Source organism: Bradyrhizobium zhanjiangense (genome assembly GCF_004114935.1).
Lineage (GTDB): Bacteria > Pseudomonadota > Alphaproteobacteria > Rhizobiales > Xanthobacteraceae > Bradyrhizobium > Bradyrhizobium zhanjiangense.
In genome coordinates this window covers 3,891,517-3,906,540 of the sequence record NZ_CP022221.1, presented here as the reverse complement: position 1 = coordinate 3,906,540, position 15,024 = coordinate 3,891,517, and the positions used below count along the sequence as shown (strand labels likewise).

The following is a 15,024-nucleotide window of genomic DNA, read 5'->3' as shown; positions in this document are numbered from 1 at the left end:
GCCGTTCGGAGGCGCAGCCCTATCCGGCCGCCTCGCCGGCATCCGCTTCGGCTGCATCCCCCGCCATTCGCGGCGGCCGCACCACGGTGACGGTGCAGGCTGCTTCCGAGGCCACCTTGGCCGAGACGCTGCCGAGCAGCGTACGGCGGAACGAGCTCTGCCGTGCCCCGATGATGACGTGGTCGAGATGATTGACCGCGGCGAACTCCAGGATCGCAGCGGCGGGATCGACGGCTTCCAGCACATGAACCGACAGCCGGCTCTCATCCAGCTTGAGGGGCGTCGCCCAATGCCGGAGCGCGACCAGGCGGTCGATATGCTTGTTGGAGCCCTGCTCGTCGAGCGTCCGGTCGATCGCGATGCGGTTGAGCTTGAGCACGTTGAGGCAGGCAAGCCGCGCCGAGGGCAGTGTGGCGAGGATGCGCGCGGTCGTCACGCGGAGCGCTTCGTTCAGCTCCGGTGCGCCCTCCACCGTGTCGAGCGCCACCGCAAGAATTGGGCTCGACGCGATCTGCGCCGCGACATCCGACTTCGCCCGTGGCTGCATGACGCCCTGATTGAAGCGGCGCCGCCACGCGATGCCCAGGGAATCACGCTTCAGCCGTTCCGCGCGCGCGGTGAGCTTGACCTGATCCGGATGGGTGAGGTCGAAGGCGAGCTGTGATGCCGTTGGATAGCGCCACACCGGCTCGATCTCGAGGCAGCGCAGCACCACCTCCTGGAGCCAGGGCGGATAGTCAGCGCGCAATGCGCGCGGCGGATAGGGATCGCGCCACAGCCGGCGCCGCATCGCGCGCAACGTCTCACCCTCGCCGAACGGACGCTCGCCCGTAGTGAAGAAATAGAGCAGCACGCCGAGCGAGAACAGGTCACTGCGCGGATCGTCACGAACACCAAGCAGCCGCTCGGGGGCCATGTAAGGCGCGGTCCCGTAAGGCAGGCGAAATTCTTCCTGCAACAAATCAGGCAGATGGTTGTGGTGCGACAGGCCGTAATCGATCAGCACGGCCTCGCCGCTCTCGCGGAACATGATGCTGCTTGGCTTGATGTCGTGATGGATCACGTTCTGCCGGTGCAGGTCGGCGAGCGCGGTCGCAATCTTCGCCACGAGTTGCCGCGCCTCGTCATAGGGCAGCGGCAGGTCCGGCAGCCGCTTGTAGAGCGTCGTGCCGACGATGCGCTCGATCACGACATAGGCCTGGTGCGCGAAATCCCCGGTGCCGAAACAGGCCGGCACGTGCGGCCCTGCGAGCCGCGGCAGGATCATCATCTCCATCTCGAAAGAGACGATCGCGGCGGGATCCTCGCCCTCCGACACCCGCGGGATCTTCATCAGCATGGGCACATCGATGCCGGGATGGGTGACGGTCCACAGCGTCGCCATTCCGCCAGCATGCACGCACTCGCCGATGGTGAAGCCGTCGATCACAGCGCCTGATTTGACCAGCGGTTTCGGCATCGCCGTCAGCGCCCCTGCGAGAGGCGGTCGGCCAGCCAATGCGGCAGGCCGTTCTCGCGGATCCGGTTTGCGGCCGTCTCGATATCGTAGGGCGCGCGGCAATAGGTGATCTGGCACGAAACCGTGTCGAACAGCACGAAGGCCGCGGATGGATCGCCGTCGCGGGGCTGGCCGACCGAACCGAGCACGGCAAGCCATTGCCGCCCGCGCAAGAGCTGCACGGACACGTCGGTCTTCGGCACAAAGCTCGTCATCTTCGCCGTCACCGACATCGAATAGAGCGCCGGCCTGTGGATGTGGCCGCAGAAGGTGACGTGGGCGGGCGTCGATATCAGGCTCTTGGCGGCATCGGCCGTTGATCGGACATAGTGCCAGCGCTGCGGGCTGGAGGCTTCCGAATGCACGAACAGACGGCCGTCGTCCTCCACCAGCATCGGCAATTCGGCCAGGAACCGCCGCTGCGCGCTATCGAGCCGGCCGCGGGTCCATTCGATCGCGACCTGCGCCTCGACATTCATGGTCTCGGCCGAGGAATTGACCGCCTGGTCGTGATTGCCGCGCACGGCAATGGCGCCGCCGGCGACGAGCTCCATCGCTGTGTCCACGACCCATTCCGGATCGGCGCCATAGCCGACGAAATCACCGAGCAGGACGAAGCGCTCCGCGCCCTTCGCACGGGCGATCTTCAGGCACGCCTCGAACGCCTGCCGGTTGCCGTGGATATCCGAGAAGACAGCTAGGAGCACGTACCCTCCACCCTCAAATCTTATCGGAAGCCGATAAGGCCAAATTGAGGGACGTCAAGAACATGCGCCGGCGCGGGTCGGTTTTCCAGCGGGTCGCTGCCGCGATGGTGAAGGGCCTATTGCTCGTCCTTTGGCGGCATCCGGGGCGGCGGCAGCGGCGTGAACACAGCGCTTTGCGCGCCGGCCGGCGGGGCATTGAACTCGCCGGTCGAGGAATCGCCGCCACTGGTCTCCAGGATCGTCTTCGGCGTCACATATTCCCGCACCATGTCGATCAGGCTGCCGTCACCGCCGCCGAAATCGGCGGCGCGCCCGCCCTGCGGATGCCCGGCCGCGATCTCGTTCTGCGCCGCATGGGTCTTGTCGGCCAGCCTGTCGTCATAAGGCACCCGGAACGCCCGCGGAATGCCGCTCGGGCGATTGTCTTCGTCCAGCGCCTCGACCCAGAGATAGATCGAGCCGGGATCGCCCTCCAGCGAATGCGGCTCGACGATGCGGGCCTGGAGCAGCTTGAAGGCGGCCGGCATCCGGTCGGAGCTGGCCCAGCCGAGCAGCCCGCGCATCTCGGTGAAGCTGACGACATAGAAGGCGCTGGTCACGACCACCGCGACCGCCTTCAGGGACCAGTGCAGCCGCGCATAGACCAGAACGACCAGCAGCAGCGCGCCTACGACGGCGTAGGCGACCGACAGCGAGAGGATGACCGTCTGCAGGCTAATCACGGCGCACCCTCACAGCGTTCTTGCTCACACCGGTCTTGGGATCGACATCGCCGCCGTTGCGCCAACTGCTGCGAAACGTCTCCAGCAGCGACTTCGGCCGCTGATCCACATTGACCACCTTGCCCTCGGCATCGAGCCGGAACCGGACTGCGGTCTTCTCGTCGCCGGTGTGGTCGAGCGTAAACTTGTTGTCGAAGATCACCTGCGCGGTCGGATTGAGCTTCTGCACCTTCACATTGGCCGTCACGGGCTCGCCGGTCGTCGCGACGAAATGCGAGACATTGACGGTGTATTCGCCGGCGAGGATGCCGCGCACGGTGACGATCTCCTCGCGGATGGGCGAGGCGATCTTCTTGCCGGCGACGATGATGAAGTCATTGGCGCCGCCGCGATCGTCGCGGTCCAGCGTGAGGAAGCCGGCCTCGCGGTGGCGGTACCAGGCGATGTTGCCGGCAGGGTCCTGCACGAACAGGTCGAGATCGTCGGGGTGATTGTCCGGCCAGTCCAGCGTGATCATAAACTCGGCCTTGGAATCGATCTTGCCGTCCTTGGCATCCGGCGAGACCGCAAGCAATGCCAGAAAGAACAGGAACGCGATCACCTGGAGCGCCTTGAACAGCATCACGCCGAGCGGATCGAACGCCTCCTCGCGCGGATAGAGACCGAAATCATCCATCATGACGGCGTCCCAGATCCCCTGCGCTCCAGGACCGGGGTCACATAGGTCTCGGTCAGCACCACCGCATCCGAGAACACCCGCTGGGTCGCCGCATCCAGCATGTAGTACTGGATGCGGACCAGGATCGAGCCGACGAGGCCCGCCAACGTCGTGTACATCGCCACCGCCATGCCGTCGCTCATCAGCCCCATCGAGGAGCGCATCGCGGTCTTGTCGGCGGCATCCAGGCCCGCGATCGGCGCCAGCATGATGATGAAGCCGATGATGGTGCCGAGCAGGCCGAGCTTCATCAGCGTGTCCGAGACGAAAGCGCCGAAGCCGTTGGAGCCGCGCAGCCGGTCGGCCAGCGTCCGCAGCAGCAGCGTCTGGTCGACCGGCCGGTAGCCTTGCGCGGCGGCCTTGGTCACGAGGCTCTCGATGTGATCGCGCACGAGGCCCCGCGGCAGCGCCGTCGCCCCTGCATCCAGCGCCTTGCTGCCGCCGACGGCCGACAGCACCGCCCGGCAGCGCCGTGCCGCTGCGCCCTCACGGGCGATCGCCCGCGTCCGCAGGAAGCAGTGGCCGCAGGTGACGACATAAAGCACCGCGATCACGCTCGAAATGTAGGTGCGGTCGGAGGTCAGCATCAGGTGGATCAGGCCGAAGCGCCACAAGAGCACGACGGCGAAGACCGAGAGCCCGGTGAAGATCATCCAGAACAGCAGTGCGCTGCGCTCGGATGGGTCGGCAGCTTGGCCCGCGATCGGTCCAATCGTCATAGAACTCATGCTGCACTGCTCCTGACTTGCGCCGATTGGCTGCGACGATTGGCCGAGAAAGATTCTTGCCCGATTAGATCAAAGCCGCCGCGCCAGGTCCAAAGACTCATGCCCAATCCGGCTTGGGAAATTTGCCCGAGCTGCCATCCTGCCGTTCCCCGCAATTGGCAAGGCGCGGCGGCGTTGTTAGGCTGAGCTTACCAAACGTTGGGGGTGATCGCATGCGCCTCGTGCTTCAGCTCGTCGCCCGTCTGCTGCTCATTGTGGCGCTGTGCCTGGGAGCGGCGACGGTGTGGGCCACGTTCGACGCCTACCGCAGCGTCGACCGGGCGACGGCGGCCTCCGCGCAGCGGGTCGCGCAGGCGCTTCAGGCGCTGTACTGGCGTGAGCTCTTGCTGCGCAGCAGCAGAGCCCGCGAGCATCTCTTGCCGATTCCGGATTGGCGCACGCTGGAGACGATGAAGCTGATCTCGCCCGGCGTCTGCGTCGAGTTCCAGCCAGCCGCGGCGTTCGAGAAGCCGCTCTGCGGCCAGAGCCAAGGCATCGGCAAGACACCGCCGCGCTGGTTCGCATCGATCGTGCCGACCTTCCTCGGCAGCCACGCCGAGGTGGTGCGGCCTGTCAGTCCCCGCGCGGCAGCCGCCGGCACGGTGGTTGCGACGCCGGACGCCGCCGCCGCAATCTCGCTCGCCTGGGAGTACATCCTCAACGTGATCGACGTTGCTCTGCTGATGGCGGCGGCAATCGCTCTGCTGGCTTCGCTCGCGATCGCGCACGCGCTGGCGCCGGCACGCACCATCGTCACCGCCTTGCAGCGCATGGCGCGCGGCCAGTATCGTACGAAGCTGCCGCGCTTCCGTTCGATGGAGCTTGCGATGATCGGTAGCGCCGTCGATGCGCTCGGCGGCCGGCTGGAGGAAGCGACCGAGCAGCGCGCGGCGCTGACACGGCGGCTGATCGAGATCCGAGACGACGAACGCCGCGCGCTCGCCCGCGAGCTCCACGACGAATTCGGACAAAATCTATCGGCCATCCTCGCCTTCGCCAACACCATCGAGACGGCGAGCGCGAAGGAAAGCAAAGACAACGGCATCGCGCAGGATGCGCGCATGATCTCGCAGGCCACCCATCACCTGATGGCCTCGCTGCGTGACGCCTTGAAGCGGCTGCGCAATCCGCTGCCCGAGGAGCTTGGGCTCGAGGCCTGTCTCGTCAATCTCGTCGACAGCTGGCGTTCGCAAAGCGCGGCGCGGCCGACGATCCAGCTCGACCTCAGGGGCGATCTCACCGACATCAGCGGCCCGGCGGCCACCACCGCCTATCGCGTGGCGCAGGAATGCCTGACCAATGCCCTGCGTCACGGCTCGGCGCGCGAGATCTCGTTGCGCATCGAGCGCCAAGCCGGCGAGGACGACGCGCTCCTGATCCGTGTCGAGGACGACGGCGGCGGCGATGCGGAGCGCGTCGCGCAATCGGCCGGTTTCGGCCTCACCGGCATCCGCGAACGTGTTGCGGCCGCCGGTGGATCGCTGTCGATCCTGCCCGCGACCCGCGGCCTCAGCGTGGCCGCCACCATCCCGCTCGCCGCGTGAGGCCGAGATGAGCGAGGTCGCGGCAACAGGAATCTCCGTGCTGCTGGTCGACGACCACCCGATCGTGCGGCAAGGCTACCGGCGCGTGCTGGAAAGCCAGGGCGATCTTCGCGTCGTGGCGGAAGCCGACAACGCCGCGGACGCCTATGGTGCCTTCAAGGCGCACGATCCCGATGTCGTCGTGCTTGATATCTCGATGCCCGGCGCGAGCGGGCTGGAGGCGATCCGCAACATCCGTGCGCGCAGCCCGCGGGCGCGCATTCTCGTCTTCACCATGCACAACGAAGCCGTGCTGGTGAAAGCCGCCTTCAGCGCCGGCGCCTCTGGCTTCGTCACCAAGAGCAGTGAGCCGTCGGCTGTCGTGAATGCGATCCGCAGCGTAGCGCGCGGCGAGCGTGCGATGAGCGACGACATCGCGCATATTTTAGCCGAGGACAGCCTGTCGCCGACCGGCTCGGCGCTGGATCAACTGGGCGAGCGTGAGATCGAGATCCTGCGGCAGTTCGCCGGCGGCGCCACCACCGAGCAGATCGCAGCGCATCTCAACCTCAGTGTGAAGACGGTGCAGAACTATCACTATCTGATCAAGTCGAAGACGGGCGCGCGCACGGACGCGCAACTCGTACGGCTTGCGGCGTCGTGCGGGTTGACGAGGATCTAGCAGCAGGGCTGCCGCATCGCTTCAGTCCTGTGAACCTTCTCAATGTGCCAAGCGGAATGGAACGGAGACCGTTCAGTTTCGGTTAGCAACGGAGTGAAGGAGTAACGGTCATGAGTAAGGGTCATCACAAAACAGTCGACCATCCCCCGATCATCACAGTAGGCGAACTCATTGACGAGCTTTGCCGCCTACCGGACACCGCCGTCGTCCACTTCCGCTGCCCAATGCTCGATCAGGAACTCACATTCTACCGTCTTCGAAAGCGGTCGAAGGACGTCGTCGAAATCGCGGTCAATGCATATCCGGAGAGTCTGCCGGTCGTGCCCTCGTCCGACCCTGCTTTCCACACGCGAAGACATCAGGCTTCCTCGCCCTCGCTTCGCGACGACCCCCTGCTCCACAAGGCGAGAGGTTGATTAGCCGTACCGCTTTTGAAGGGATCGTGCGGCTTTAGGCCGCCTTCAGCCCACGCAGCAGCAGCGCCAGCGTCGCATCGACGCGCGCGGAGAGATCGGCATCCTTCCACTCGTCGGCATGGGCCGGATGGTGGAAGCGGACGGTGGCATCGAAGATGGCGCGCGCGGTGGTCTTGACGTCCTCCACCTCGAATACGCCCTGCTTGACGCCGTCGGTCAGGATCGCCGCGATCTGGTCGATCATGGTGTCCTTGTGACACTTGACGGCCGCACAGGCCTCGCGCGCCAGCGTCAGATAAGTCTGGAACATCTCGGGGTCGTCGAGCACGCGCGAACGCTTGGCGGCGAACAGCGTGCGCAACCAGCGATCCAGCCTGTCAGGCGCGGGGCCCTGCTCCCCGGCGATCGCGCGCAACGGTGAGTCGATGCGGTCGAGCCAGCGTTTGGCAACGGCCTCGCGCAGCGAGGCCTTGCTCGGGAAATGACGATAGACGCTGCCGTGGCTCACATCGAGCGCACGGGCAACGTCGACCACCGTGGCCTTGGCAAGTCCGAAGCGCCTGAGCACGTCCTCGGTGACTTCGAGGATCCGCTCCGGCGTCAAGACAACAGCTTCGTTCATGCCAGCACCATGTTCCCGTTCAGGGTTCAGTTACCCGGCAGTAGGACCGCTTCCGAAGCGCCCTGGCCGGTCGTTCGGAAAGCCTATGCCTTAATGAGGCAGTTTTGCAGCCTGCGCCGCGATCTGGCGCGCCACCAGCAAATTGAGCCAATGCCCAATCACGCCGGTGAAATTGAGGATTTCGGTCGTCATTGTCTTAAGTCTCCATTCGTCCGCGGTCCCCGTTCTTCAATCCGCCCTCCGATCCGAGCTTGTTTCGGATGTCGGGCTCCCCGGGGCTTGTCGCGGGACGCCCAATCGGAGCGTCCGGTTACGGATATACACGTCTCGCTGACAGATTTCAATATCTGTCAGTCAATGATCCGTGATTGACAGCCAATTTTTGCTCCGGCGCAGGCTCGCCCCGCCCGACCGGTGGATAGTTGCCCTCGTACCCCGCTCCCTGAGCCCGATCGTTTGTTTCGCCCTCCCCGCTCTGCTAAATCGCGGCGTAAAAAGCATTTTGGCCGGAGCCCACGCCCCTAGCATCCCCAGGGGCGTCCCGCCCACCTCTTGGAGCCGTCAGATGATCCCCCGCTATACCCGCCCGGAAATGGCCTCGATCTGGGAGCCGCAGACCCGGTTCAAGATCTGGTTCGAGATCGAGGCGCATGCGGCGGACGCGCTCGCCGAGCTTGGCACCATCCCCAAGGAGGCCGCCAAGACCGTCTGGGCCAAGGCCAAGGACGCCACGTTCGACGTCGCCCGCATCGACGAGATCGAGCGCGAGACCAAGCACGACGTCATCGCCTTCCTCACCCACCTCGCCGAGATCGTCGGCCCCGAGGCACGTTTCGTGCACCAGGGCATGACCTCCTCCGACGTGCTCGACACCTGCCTCAACGTCCAACTCACCCGCGCCGCCGACCTGCTGCTCGCCGACCTCGACAAGGTGCTGGCCGCCCTGAAGAAGCGCGCCTTCGAGCACAAGATGACGCCAACCATCGGCCGCAGCCACGGCATCCATGCCGAGCCCGTCACCTTCGGCCTCAAGCTCGCCTATGCCTATGCCGAATTCTCGCGCGCCAAGGAGCGTCTGATTGCGGCGCGCAAGGAGGTCGCGACCTGCGCCATCTCCGGCGCCGTCGGCACATTCGCGCAGATCGACCCGCGCGTCGAAGCGCACGTCGCCAAGGCCATGGGCCTCGTGCCGGAGCCGATCTCGACGCAGGTGATCCCGCGCGATCGCCACGCGATGTATTTCTCGACACTTGGCGTGATCGCCTCCTCGATCGAACGCATCGCGGTGGAGATCCGCCACATGCAGCGCACCGAGGTGCTGGAGGCCGAAGAATTCTTTTCGGAGGGACAGAAGGGCTCTTCGGCGATGCCGCACAAGCGCAATCCGGTGCTCTCGGAAAACCTCACCGGTCTCTCCCGCATGGTGCGGGCCTATGTGACGCCGGCGCTGGAGAACGTCGTGCTCTGGCACGAACGCGACATCTCGCACTCTTCCGCCGAGCGCATGATGGGCCCGGACGCGACGGTGACCCTCGACTTCGCGCTGGTGCGCCTCGCCGGCCTGATCGACAAGCTGCTGGTGTACCCCGCCAACATGCAGAAGAACCTCGACCGCCTCGGCGGCCTCGTGCACTCCCAGCGCGTGCTGCTGGCTTTGACGCAGAAGGGCGCCAGTCGCGAGGACGCCTACAAGCTCGTGCAGCGCAACGCGATGCCGGTCTGGCGCGGCGAAGGCGATTTCCTTCAGCTCCTGAAGAAGGACACTGAGGTGAAGAAATATCTCAGCGATGCCGAGATCGAGGAGCAGTTCGACCTCGGCTATCACCTCAAGCACGTCGATACGATCTTTAAGCGCGTGTTCGGCGAAGCGTAGGATCGTAGGGTGGGTTAGCTTTGCGGCCTGCGCGAAGCGCAGTCCGCTGGGCGTAACCCACCTCTTTCGCGTCCGCGGAGCTAACCCACCCTCGAACTACGAACGACAACAAGAACGGATCCTCCATGCCCATCGTCAATCGCGTTGCCGCCCTGTCCGACGAAATGGCCGCCTGGCGCCATGACTTCCACGAGAACCCCGAGCTGCTCTACGAAGTCCACCGCACCGCCGGCATCGTCGCCGACAAGCTGCGCGAGTTCGGCTGTGACGAGGTGGTGACGGGCATCGGCCGCACCGGCGTGGTCGGCGTGATCCGCGGCCGCAAGTCCGCCTCCGGCAAGACCATTGGCCTCCGCGCCGATATGGACGCGCTGCCGATCATGGAGACGTCAGGCGTACCTTACACCTCAAAAGTGCCCGGCAAGATGCACGCCTGCGGCCATGACGGTCACACCGCGATGCTGCTCGGCGCGGCCAAATATCTCGCCGAGACGCGCAATTTCGACGGTACGGCGATCATGATCTTCCAGCCCGCCGAGGAAGGCGGCGGCGGTGGCAAGGCCATGGTCGAGGACGGGCTGATGACGCGCTGGAACATCCAGGAGGTCTACGGCATGCACAACATGCCGGGCCTGCCCGAAGGCCATTTCGCAACCACTCCCGGCGCGATGCTCGCCTCCTCCGACAACATCCAGATCATCGTTAATGGCAAGGGCGGCCATGCCGGCGCCGGCCCGCACAAATCGGTCGATAGCGTCCTGATCGGATCGCAAATCGTCAATGCGCTTCAGTCGATCGTCTCGCGCAATGTCGACCCGCTCAAATCGGCCGTTATCTCGATCACCCAGTTCCACGCCGGCACCGCCTTCAACATCATCCCTGAAGTCGCCGAGCTCGCCGGCACCGTGCGCACGCTCGATCCTGAAGTCCGCGATCTCGTCGAGCGCCGCATAGGCGAGGTCGCCGACAGCGTCGCGCGCGCCTATGGCGGCTCGGCCGAGACCAAGTACACGCGGATGTATCCCGTGACGATGAACCATGCGCGCGAGGCCGGCCTTGCCGCCGACGTCGCCCGCGACATCGTCGGCACTGATCGCGTCAACGACAAGTTCGTTCCGATGATGGGCGCCGAGGATTTCTCCTTCATGCTCGAAGCGCGTCCCGGCGCCATGGTGCTGGTCGGCATGGGTGACGGCAACGAGTGCCACCACCCGGCCTATGTCTTCAACGACAACATCCTCGGCCACGGCGCCTCGTTCTGGGTGCGCCTGATCGAGACGCGGATGCCGGCGTAGCTGACCAAAGCTTGTGGCCCGGGTGAGCGGAAGCGACACCCGGGACAAGTCTCGTCAGATTGCGGCACTGCCCCGGATGTCGCTGCGCTCATCCGGGCTACAATGCCCGACATCGTGAACCGCACGGCGCTTAATTGCAGACTTCCTTGGTTCCGACCGTGGACGTCCCATAGCCGGTGCCCGCACCTATCGCACCCGAATGCTGAACAAGCCGGCATCCGCGCCCTACCGGGCGGCAGCCGGCATTGTTGCAGACCATCTGCCCACTCGCCTCCGGCTTGGACGGCGCAGCTTCGGTTGCCTTCCGATCTGCGTCCCGCTTCCGCGAGTCCTCGCGCGTCGCGACCGGCTTCTTCTCCTGGATCTTCTCGCATTCATTGTCGTCGCTGACGCGGTAGCCAGGGCGACAGACAATCTTCGTGCAGGCATCGCCGTCGGCCCTGAAGCCATGGTCGCAGACCAGCGGGCAAATGCGTCCGACTTGGTCTTCAGGGCATCGAGCACATCAGTATTCGCAAGCTTCGCGTCGAATTTCGTGCCGGCGTATCTGTTGAACAGTGACAGCGACCGTTGCGCGGTTTCGCTCCACTCGCCGGTCGGCTCAGCCTTCATGCAACCAACGCGTCGCAGCTCGAGCTGGACTGATTTAGCAAGATCGCCAGGTTGCGGGGCGGACGGGGGCGACAGCGCAGCGACCTTCTTGCTCTCGGCGTCGGCCGCCTGCTTGTCTGCGGCCTGCTTCGCCGCGGCCTCGGCCGCCGCCATTTCCATGGCCTGTTTCTCGGCCAGCGCCTTCGCGGCCGCCGCCTCCGCCGCCTTCTCGCGTTCGGCCGCTTCAGCCTTCGCCTGCTCGATCTGCTTTTGCTTCTCCGCGGCGATGCGCGCATCTTCAGCGGCTTTGGCGGCCGCGGCGACCTTCTCCTGCTCGGCCTTCTGGGCGCGCTCGGCAACGAGCCTTGCCTTTTCCTGCTCGGCCGCCCGGGCCTTTTGTTCGGCTGCAGCACGCGTCTCTTCGGCGCCGATCTTGTTCAGCTGGCCCTTGGCGAGGTTGGCATAGAAGCCATCGGGATATTGCGCCAGAAACGCTTCCCAGCCGTCGCGTGTCGCGAGCTGGAGCGCGAGCTCGTAATCCCTGCGAATGGCCTCCTGCGGGTTGGCTTGGGGACCGGTTGCCGCAGGTCTCACGACGAGGGGCACGTCGTCGCCGCCGAGCGAGCCGTAGACATAGGGCTCCTGCTTGTAGCCGGTCGCCTTCAGCACGTCGTCGCGGACGAAGCCGAAGGCCTTGCGCAGATCGAGTCCCGGCTTCGGCAGGTGCTCGACCAGTGCCGTGGCGAACGGGCTGTTTCTGGCATCGCCGTCCGATGCGGTCGACCCAGCCTTGGCCGCGAAGGCAATCATCGTGTTCGGGCTGGTCGGCTCGACCTTGGCCAGGCCGCGTCCGATCGCGCGCGAGGCCAGCGTGCGCTTCATCGTCTTCGCGAATGGATTGTCGCGACAGGCGTCGAGAATGATCAGGCGCAGCTGCTTGGCCGGCTCGACCGCGAACAGCGCACGCTCGACCGGAATGGTCTCGTCGAGAACGTCGCCGTCCGTCTCCAGCGTGGCATCGGTCGGAATGAGATAGTTGTTGCCGTCGAGCTCGATGCCGTGACCGGCGTAATAGATCACCGCCATGTCCGCGTCGCGCGACCTGCCGGCGAATTCGCGCAGCATGCGCCGCATCTCGCTGGCGCTGAGATCCAGCCTGACGTCCACGGAATCGAAGCCGGCCTTCTTGAACATGCCGCCGACCAGGGTGGCATCGTTGACGGGATTGCCGAGCTTCGGCGCGCTCTTGTAGGCGGAATTGCCGATCACGAGCGCCACCCGCCGGTCGGCATGCGCCGATCCGCAGGTAAGGCCCATCGCAACTATCAACAAAGCAAATAGCCGAAACGGAATCACTTGCGTCCCCCCGGATGCAATTCCACGAGACTATTCGGAAGCATCGCTGATTGCTAATTCTTCCTATGTGATGCCCATCACATAAGACGCCCTGATGGGGGATATGGATAATGCGGCGCAGCGTCGCCCTGCTTTCGGACTGACGCCGAAGCCGTCTATCGGGGTCCGCTACATGTGCACCACCTCGTGGCGCATCACGAACGGTGCAAGCAGCGCATGCACCTCGTTCGCGACCACCTCGCGCTGATCCGGTGGCAGGCCCGCAAGCGTCACGGTGGCGATCGAGCCGTGGCTGCCATGCGCGCCGACCTTCACCTTGCAATCGATGCCGCGCGCGACGATCGGCGCCAGCACCTTAGTGAACACGCGCTCCGCCGCGTCCCAACGCAACTGCGGCTTGAACACCTTGCCGACGCCCGTCACCGGCATCGGATTGATCGGAATCACCTGCACCGGCACGGCGGCGCGCTCCGGCGTGCGCTCGCGCACCCACGTTTCGAGCTCGCCCGGCTCGACGCTCGCGCCCGGCTTCAACTGCACATAGCCCACCGGCAGTTCGCCAGCATAGGCGTCGGGCTGGCCGACCACCGCGGCGAAGCCGACGGCGGGATGTCTGAACATGATCTCCTCGATCGGCGCCGGATCGATGTTGTGGCCGCCGCGGATCACGAGGTCCTTGGCGCGGCCGGTGATCCAGAGATAGCCGTCGGCATCGAGCCGGCCGAGATCGCCAGAATTGACCCAGACCTCGTCGACGAAGGCGCCCTTGTTGTGCTCGTCGTTGAGATAGCCGCCGAACACGCCCGGCCCGGCCATGATGACGACACCGATCTCGTCGGGCGCACAGTCGCGGATCAGGCGGCCATTGGCATCGAGTTGCACGATGCGCACGCGCGCGTAAGGCATGGGAAGGCCGACCGAGCCGAGCCGGATCGGCCGCGACGGATAGGCCAGGGTGTGCACGCTCGAGGTCTCGGTCATGCCGTAGACCTCGATCACCGGCAGCTTGAGCTTGTCCTGGATCGCCGAGCCCACGGCGACGGGAATCGCCGAGCCGCCGCCGGCGGCATATTTCAAGCTGGAGATGTCGGCGTTGCCTGGCGGTACCGCCAGCGTAGCGGCGAGCACCGTCGGCACGCTCGACAGCGCGTCGGGCCTGTAGCGTTCGACCAGCTGCCAGATGTTCTTCACCGCATTCGGATTGCGCCAGCCGCTCGGCGACAGCACGACCAGCGAGCCGCCGCTCGACAGCGTCAGCAGCACTTGCGTCAACGATCCGCCGACGTGAAACAGCGGCATGCCGAACAGCAGATTGGAGCCAGGCTTCGCCTTCAGCAGCAGATTGAGCGCCCAGGCCTGATAGACCTGGTTGGCATGGGTGTGCCGCACCAGCTTCGGCGTGCCGGTGGTGCCGCCGGTGTGGAAATAGGCGGCGATGTCGGCACCCGAAATCTTGCGCCCGCTGACAAGCCGGTCCGACGGCTGCTGCTTGATCAGGTCGCCGAAGGCGAAGATGCCGTTGGCGGGATCGCCGCCGCCGAACACCTGCACGATGGCCTTGAGATGCTTCAGTTGCGGGCGGATCTGCTCGACCTTCTGCCAGATGTCGGTGCCGGGCATCGGCCCGAGCGCCACCAGGATTTTCGTGTTCGCGGCCTCCAAGATCTCCGCGATCTGGTGCGGCTCGAGCAGCGGGTTGACGGGATTGGCGATGCCCGCGGCTTCGGCGCCGAACAGCGTCACGAAGGCATCCGGCACGAGCGGCAGCATGAAGCTGATGACGTCGCCCTTCTCCGCTCCCAACGCGTGAAACATGTTGGCGGCCTGCGTGACGCGCGCGATGAAATCGCGATACGTGACCACGACCGGCGTGTCGGCGGGATCGGCGTTTTGCAGAAACTGGATCGCCGCGCCGTCGGGGTTGCGCGCTGCACCCAGCCTGATCGCGTCATAGGTGCTCTCGGCCGCGACGCGATCGGCATAAGGAATCTGCTCGAAGGCCCGGACGTCGGCGTCCGTCAAGAAATCCGGATAGTCGTTGCCGATGAGCCGATCGAGCGCATGGATGCCCGCCATGGAATTTCGTCCTCCCTCAGATGCATGTCCCCGCCCCCTGTCTTTTGACATTTTGGTTCGGCGAGGCCTCGACCGATTTGCCGGTCGAGCGGGAACACAATGATGGATGATTTGGCGTTCGTCCATCGCCTACCGGCCGCGGCGCTCCGCCTCAATCCAGACCGAAATTGAACCTCCA

At 65.3% G+C, this 15,024-nt stretch carries 11 protein-coding genes and 1 pseudogene; 4 read left to right on the top strand and 8 right to left on the bottom strand.

The features are described 5' to 3' along the window. Positions 1-19: 19 nt before the first annotated feature. From XH85_RS18325 to XH85_RS18305, 5 genes are all read right to left on the bottom strand, one after another. Positions 20-1,459, bottom strand: coding sequence for a serine/threonine protein kinase (locus XH85_RS18325; RefSeq protein ID WP_128932927.1), 1,440 nt, complete (start codon positions 1,457-1,459; stop codon positions 20-22). A 5-nt stretch (positions 1,460-1,464) separates the two neighbouring features. Next, on the bottom strand, positions 1,465-2,205 hold the full coding sequence (locus XH85_RS18320; protein ID WP_128932926.1) for a metallophosphoesterase family protein: 741 nt from the start codon (positions 2,203-2,205) through the stop codon (positions 1,465-1,467). Positions 2,206-2,321: 116 nt separating this feature from the next. Beyond that, a complete protein-coding gene (locus XH85_RS18315; RefSeq protein ID WP_091888981.1) occupies positions 2,322-2,927 on the bottom strand; it encodes a hypothetical protein in 606 nt (201 codons plus the stop codon). Beyond that, a complete protein-coding gene (locus XH85_RS18310) occupies positions 2,920-3,606 on the bottom strand; it encodes a hypothetical protein (RefSeq protein WP_128932925.1) in 687 nt (228 codons plus the stop codon). Before XH85_RS18310 ends, XH85_RS18315 begins: the two co-directional genes overlap by 8 nt. After that, complete coding sequence (locus XH85_RS18305) at positions 3,603-4,373, bottom strand: MotA/TolQ/ExbB proton channel family protein (protein ID WP_128932924.1); 771 nt, start codon at positions 4,371-4,373, stop codon at positions 3,603-3,605. Before XH85_RS18305 ends, XH85_RS18310 begins: the two co-directional genes overlap by 4 nt. A 212-nt stretch (positions 4,374-4,585) precedes the next feature. Between XH85_RS18305 and XH85_RS18300 the strand changes: the two genes are divergently transcribed. Both XH85_RS18300 and XH85_RS18295 read left to right on the top strand, forming a co-directional pair. Beyond that, entirely contained in the window at positions 4,586-5,956 is a 1,371-nt protein-coding gene (locus XH85_RS18300) for a sensor histidine kinase (protein ID WP_128932923.1), read from the top strand. A gap of 7 nt (positions 5,957-5,963) precedes the next feature. Further along, positions 5,964-6,617 carry a response regulator gene (locus tag XH85_RS18295; RefSeq protein ID WP_128932922.1) on the top strand — a complete coding sequence of 218 codons (654 nt, stop codon included), beginning with the start codon at positions 5,964-5,966 and terminating at the stop codon, positions 6,615-6,617. Positions 6,618-7,067: 450 nt separating this feature from the next. Here the strand turns inward: XH85_RS18295 and XH85_RS18285 are convergent, their stop codons facing one another. Then, entirely contained in the window at positions 7,068-7,655 is a 588-nt protein-coding gene (locus XH85_RS18285) for a TetR/AcrR family transcriptional regulator (protein ID WP_164940186.1), read from the bottom strand. 565 nt (positions 7,656-8,220) lie between these two features. Between XH85_RS18285 and purB the strand changes: the two genes are divergently transcribed. Further along, on the top strand, positions 8,221-9,528 hold the full coding sequence (gene purB / locus XH85_RS18280) for an adenylosuccinate lyase (protein ID WP_128932919.1): 1,308 nt from the start codon (positions 8,221-8,223) through the stop codon (positions 9,526-9,528). Positions 9,529-9,653: 125 nt separating this feature from the next. Next, a complete protein-coding gene (locus XH85_RS18275; RefSeq protein ID WP_128932918.1) occupies positions 9,654-10,823 on the top strand; it encodes a M20 aminoacylase family protein in 1,170 nt (389 codons plus the stop codon). A gap of 130 nt (positions 10,824-10,953) precedes the next feature. On the opposite strand, the pseudogene XH85_RS18270 reads toward XH85_RS18275, so the two are convergent. Next, a pseudogene (locus XH85_RS18270) lies at positions 10,954-12,731 on the bottom strand (caspase family protein). A gap of 207 nt (positions 12,732-12,938) precedes the next feature. Further along, positions 12,939-14,846 (bottom strand): acyl-CoA synthetase, encoded by a 1,908-nt coding sequence (locus tag XH85_RS18265; protein WP_128932917.1) that lies wholly within the window; start codon positions 14,844-14,846, stop codon positions 12,939-12,941. Positions 14,847-15,024 lie beyond the last annotated feature (178 nt).

Bases quoted from the DNA above. Each gene is read 5' to 3' on its own strand.
- XH85_RS18325 (WP_128932927.1), bottom strand. From the start codon at position 1,459: ATGCCGAAACCGCTGGTCAAATCAGGCGCTGTGATCGACGGCTTCACC.
- XH85_RS18285 (WP_164940186.1), bottom strand. From the start codon at position 7,655: ATGAACGAAGCTGTTGTCTTGACGCCGGAGCGGATCCTCGAAGTCACC.
- XH85_RS18300 (WP_128932923.1), top strand. From the start codon at position 4,586: ATGCGCCTCGTGCTTCAGCTCGTCGCCCGTCTGCTGCTCATTGTGGCG.
- XH85_RS18310 (WP_128932925.1), bottom strand. From the start codon at position 3,606: ATGATGGATGATTTCGGTCTCTATCCGCGCGAGGAGGCGTTCGATCCG.
- purB (WP_128932919.1), top strand. From the start codon at position 8,221: ATGATCCCCCGCTATACCCGCCCGGAAATGGCCTCGATCTGGGAGCCG.
- XH85_RS18295 (WP_128932922.1), top strand. From the start codon at position 5,964: ATGAGCGAGGTCGCGGCAACAGGAATCTCCGTGCTGCTGGTCGACGAC.
- XH85_RS18305 (WP_128932924.1), bottom strand. From the start codon at position 4,373: ATGAGTTCTATGACGATTGGACCGATCGCGGGCCAAGCTGCCGACCCA.
- XH85_RS18275 (WP_128932918.1), top strand. From the start codon at position 9,654: ATGCCCATCGTCAATCGCGTTGCCGCCCTGTCCGACGAAATGGCCGCC.
- XH85_RS18265 (WP_128932917.1), bottom strand. From the start codon at position 14,846: ATGGCGGGCATCCATGCGCTCGATCGGCTCATCGGCAACGACTATCCG.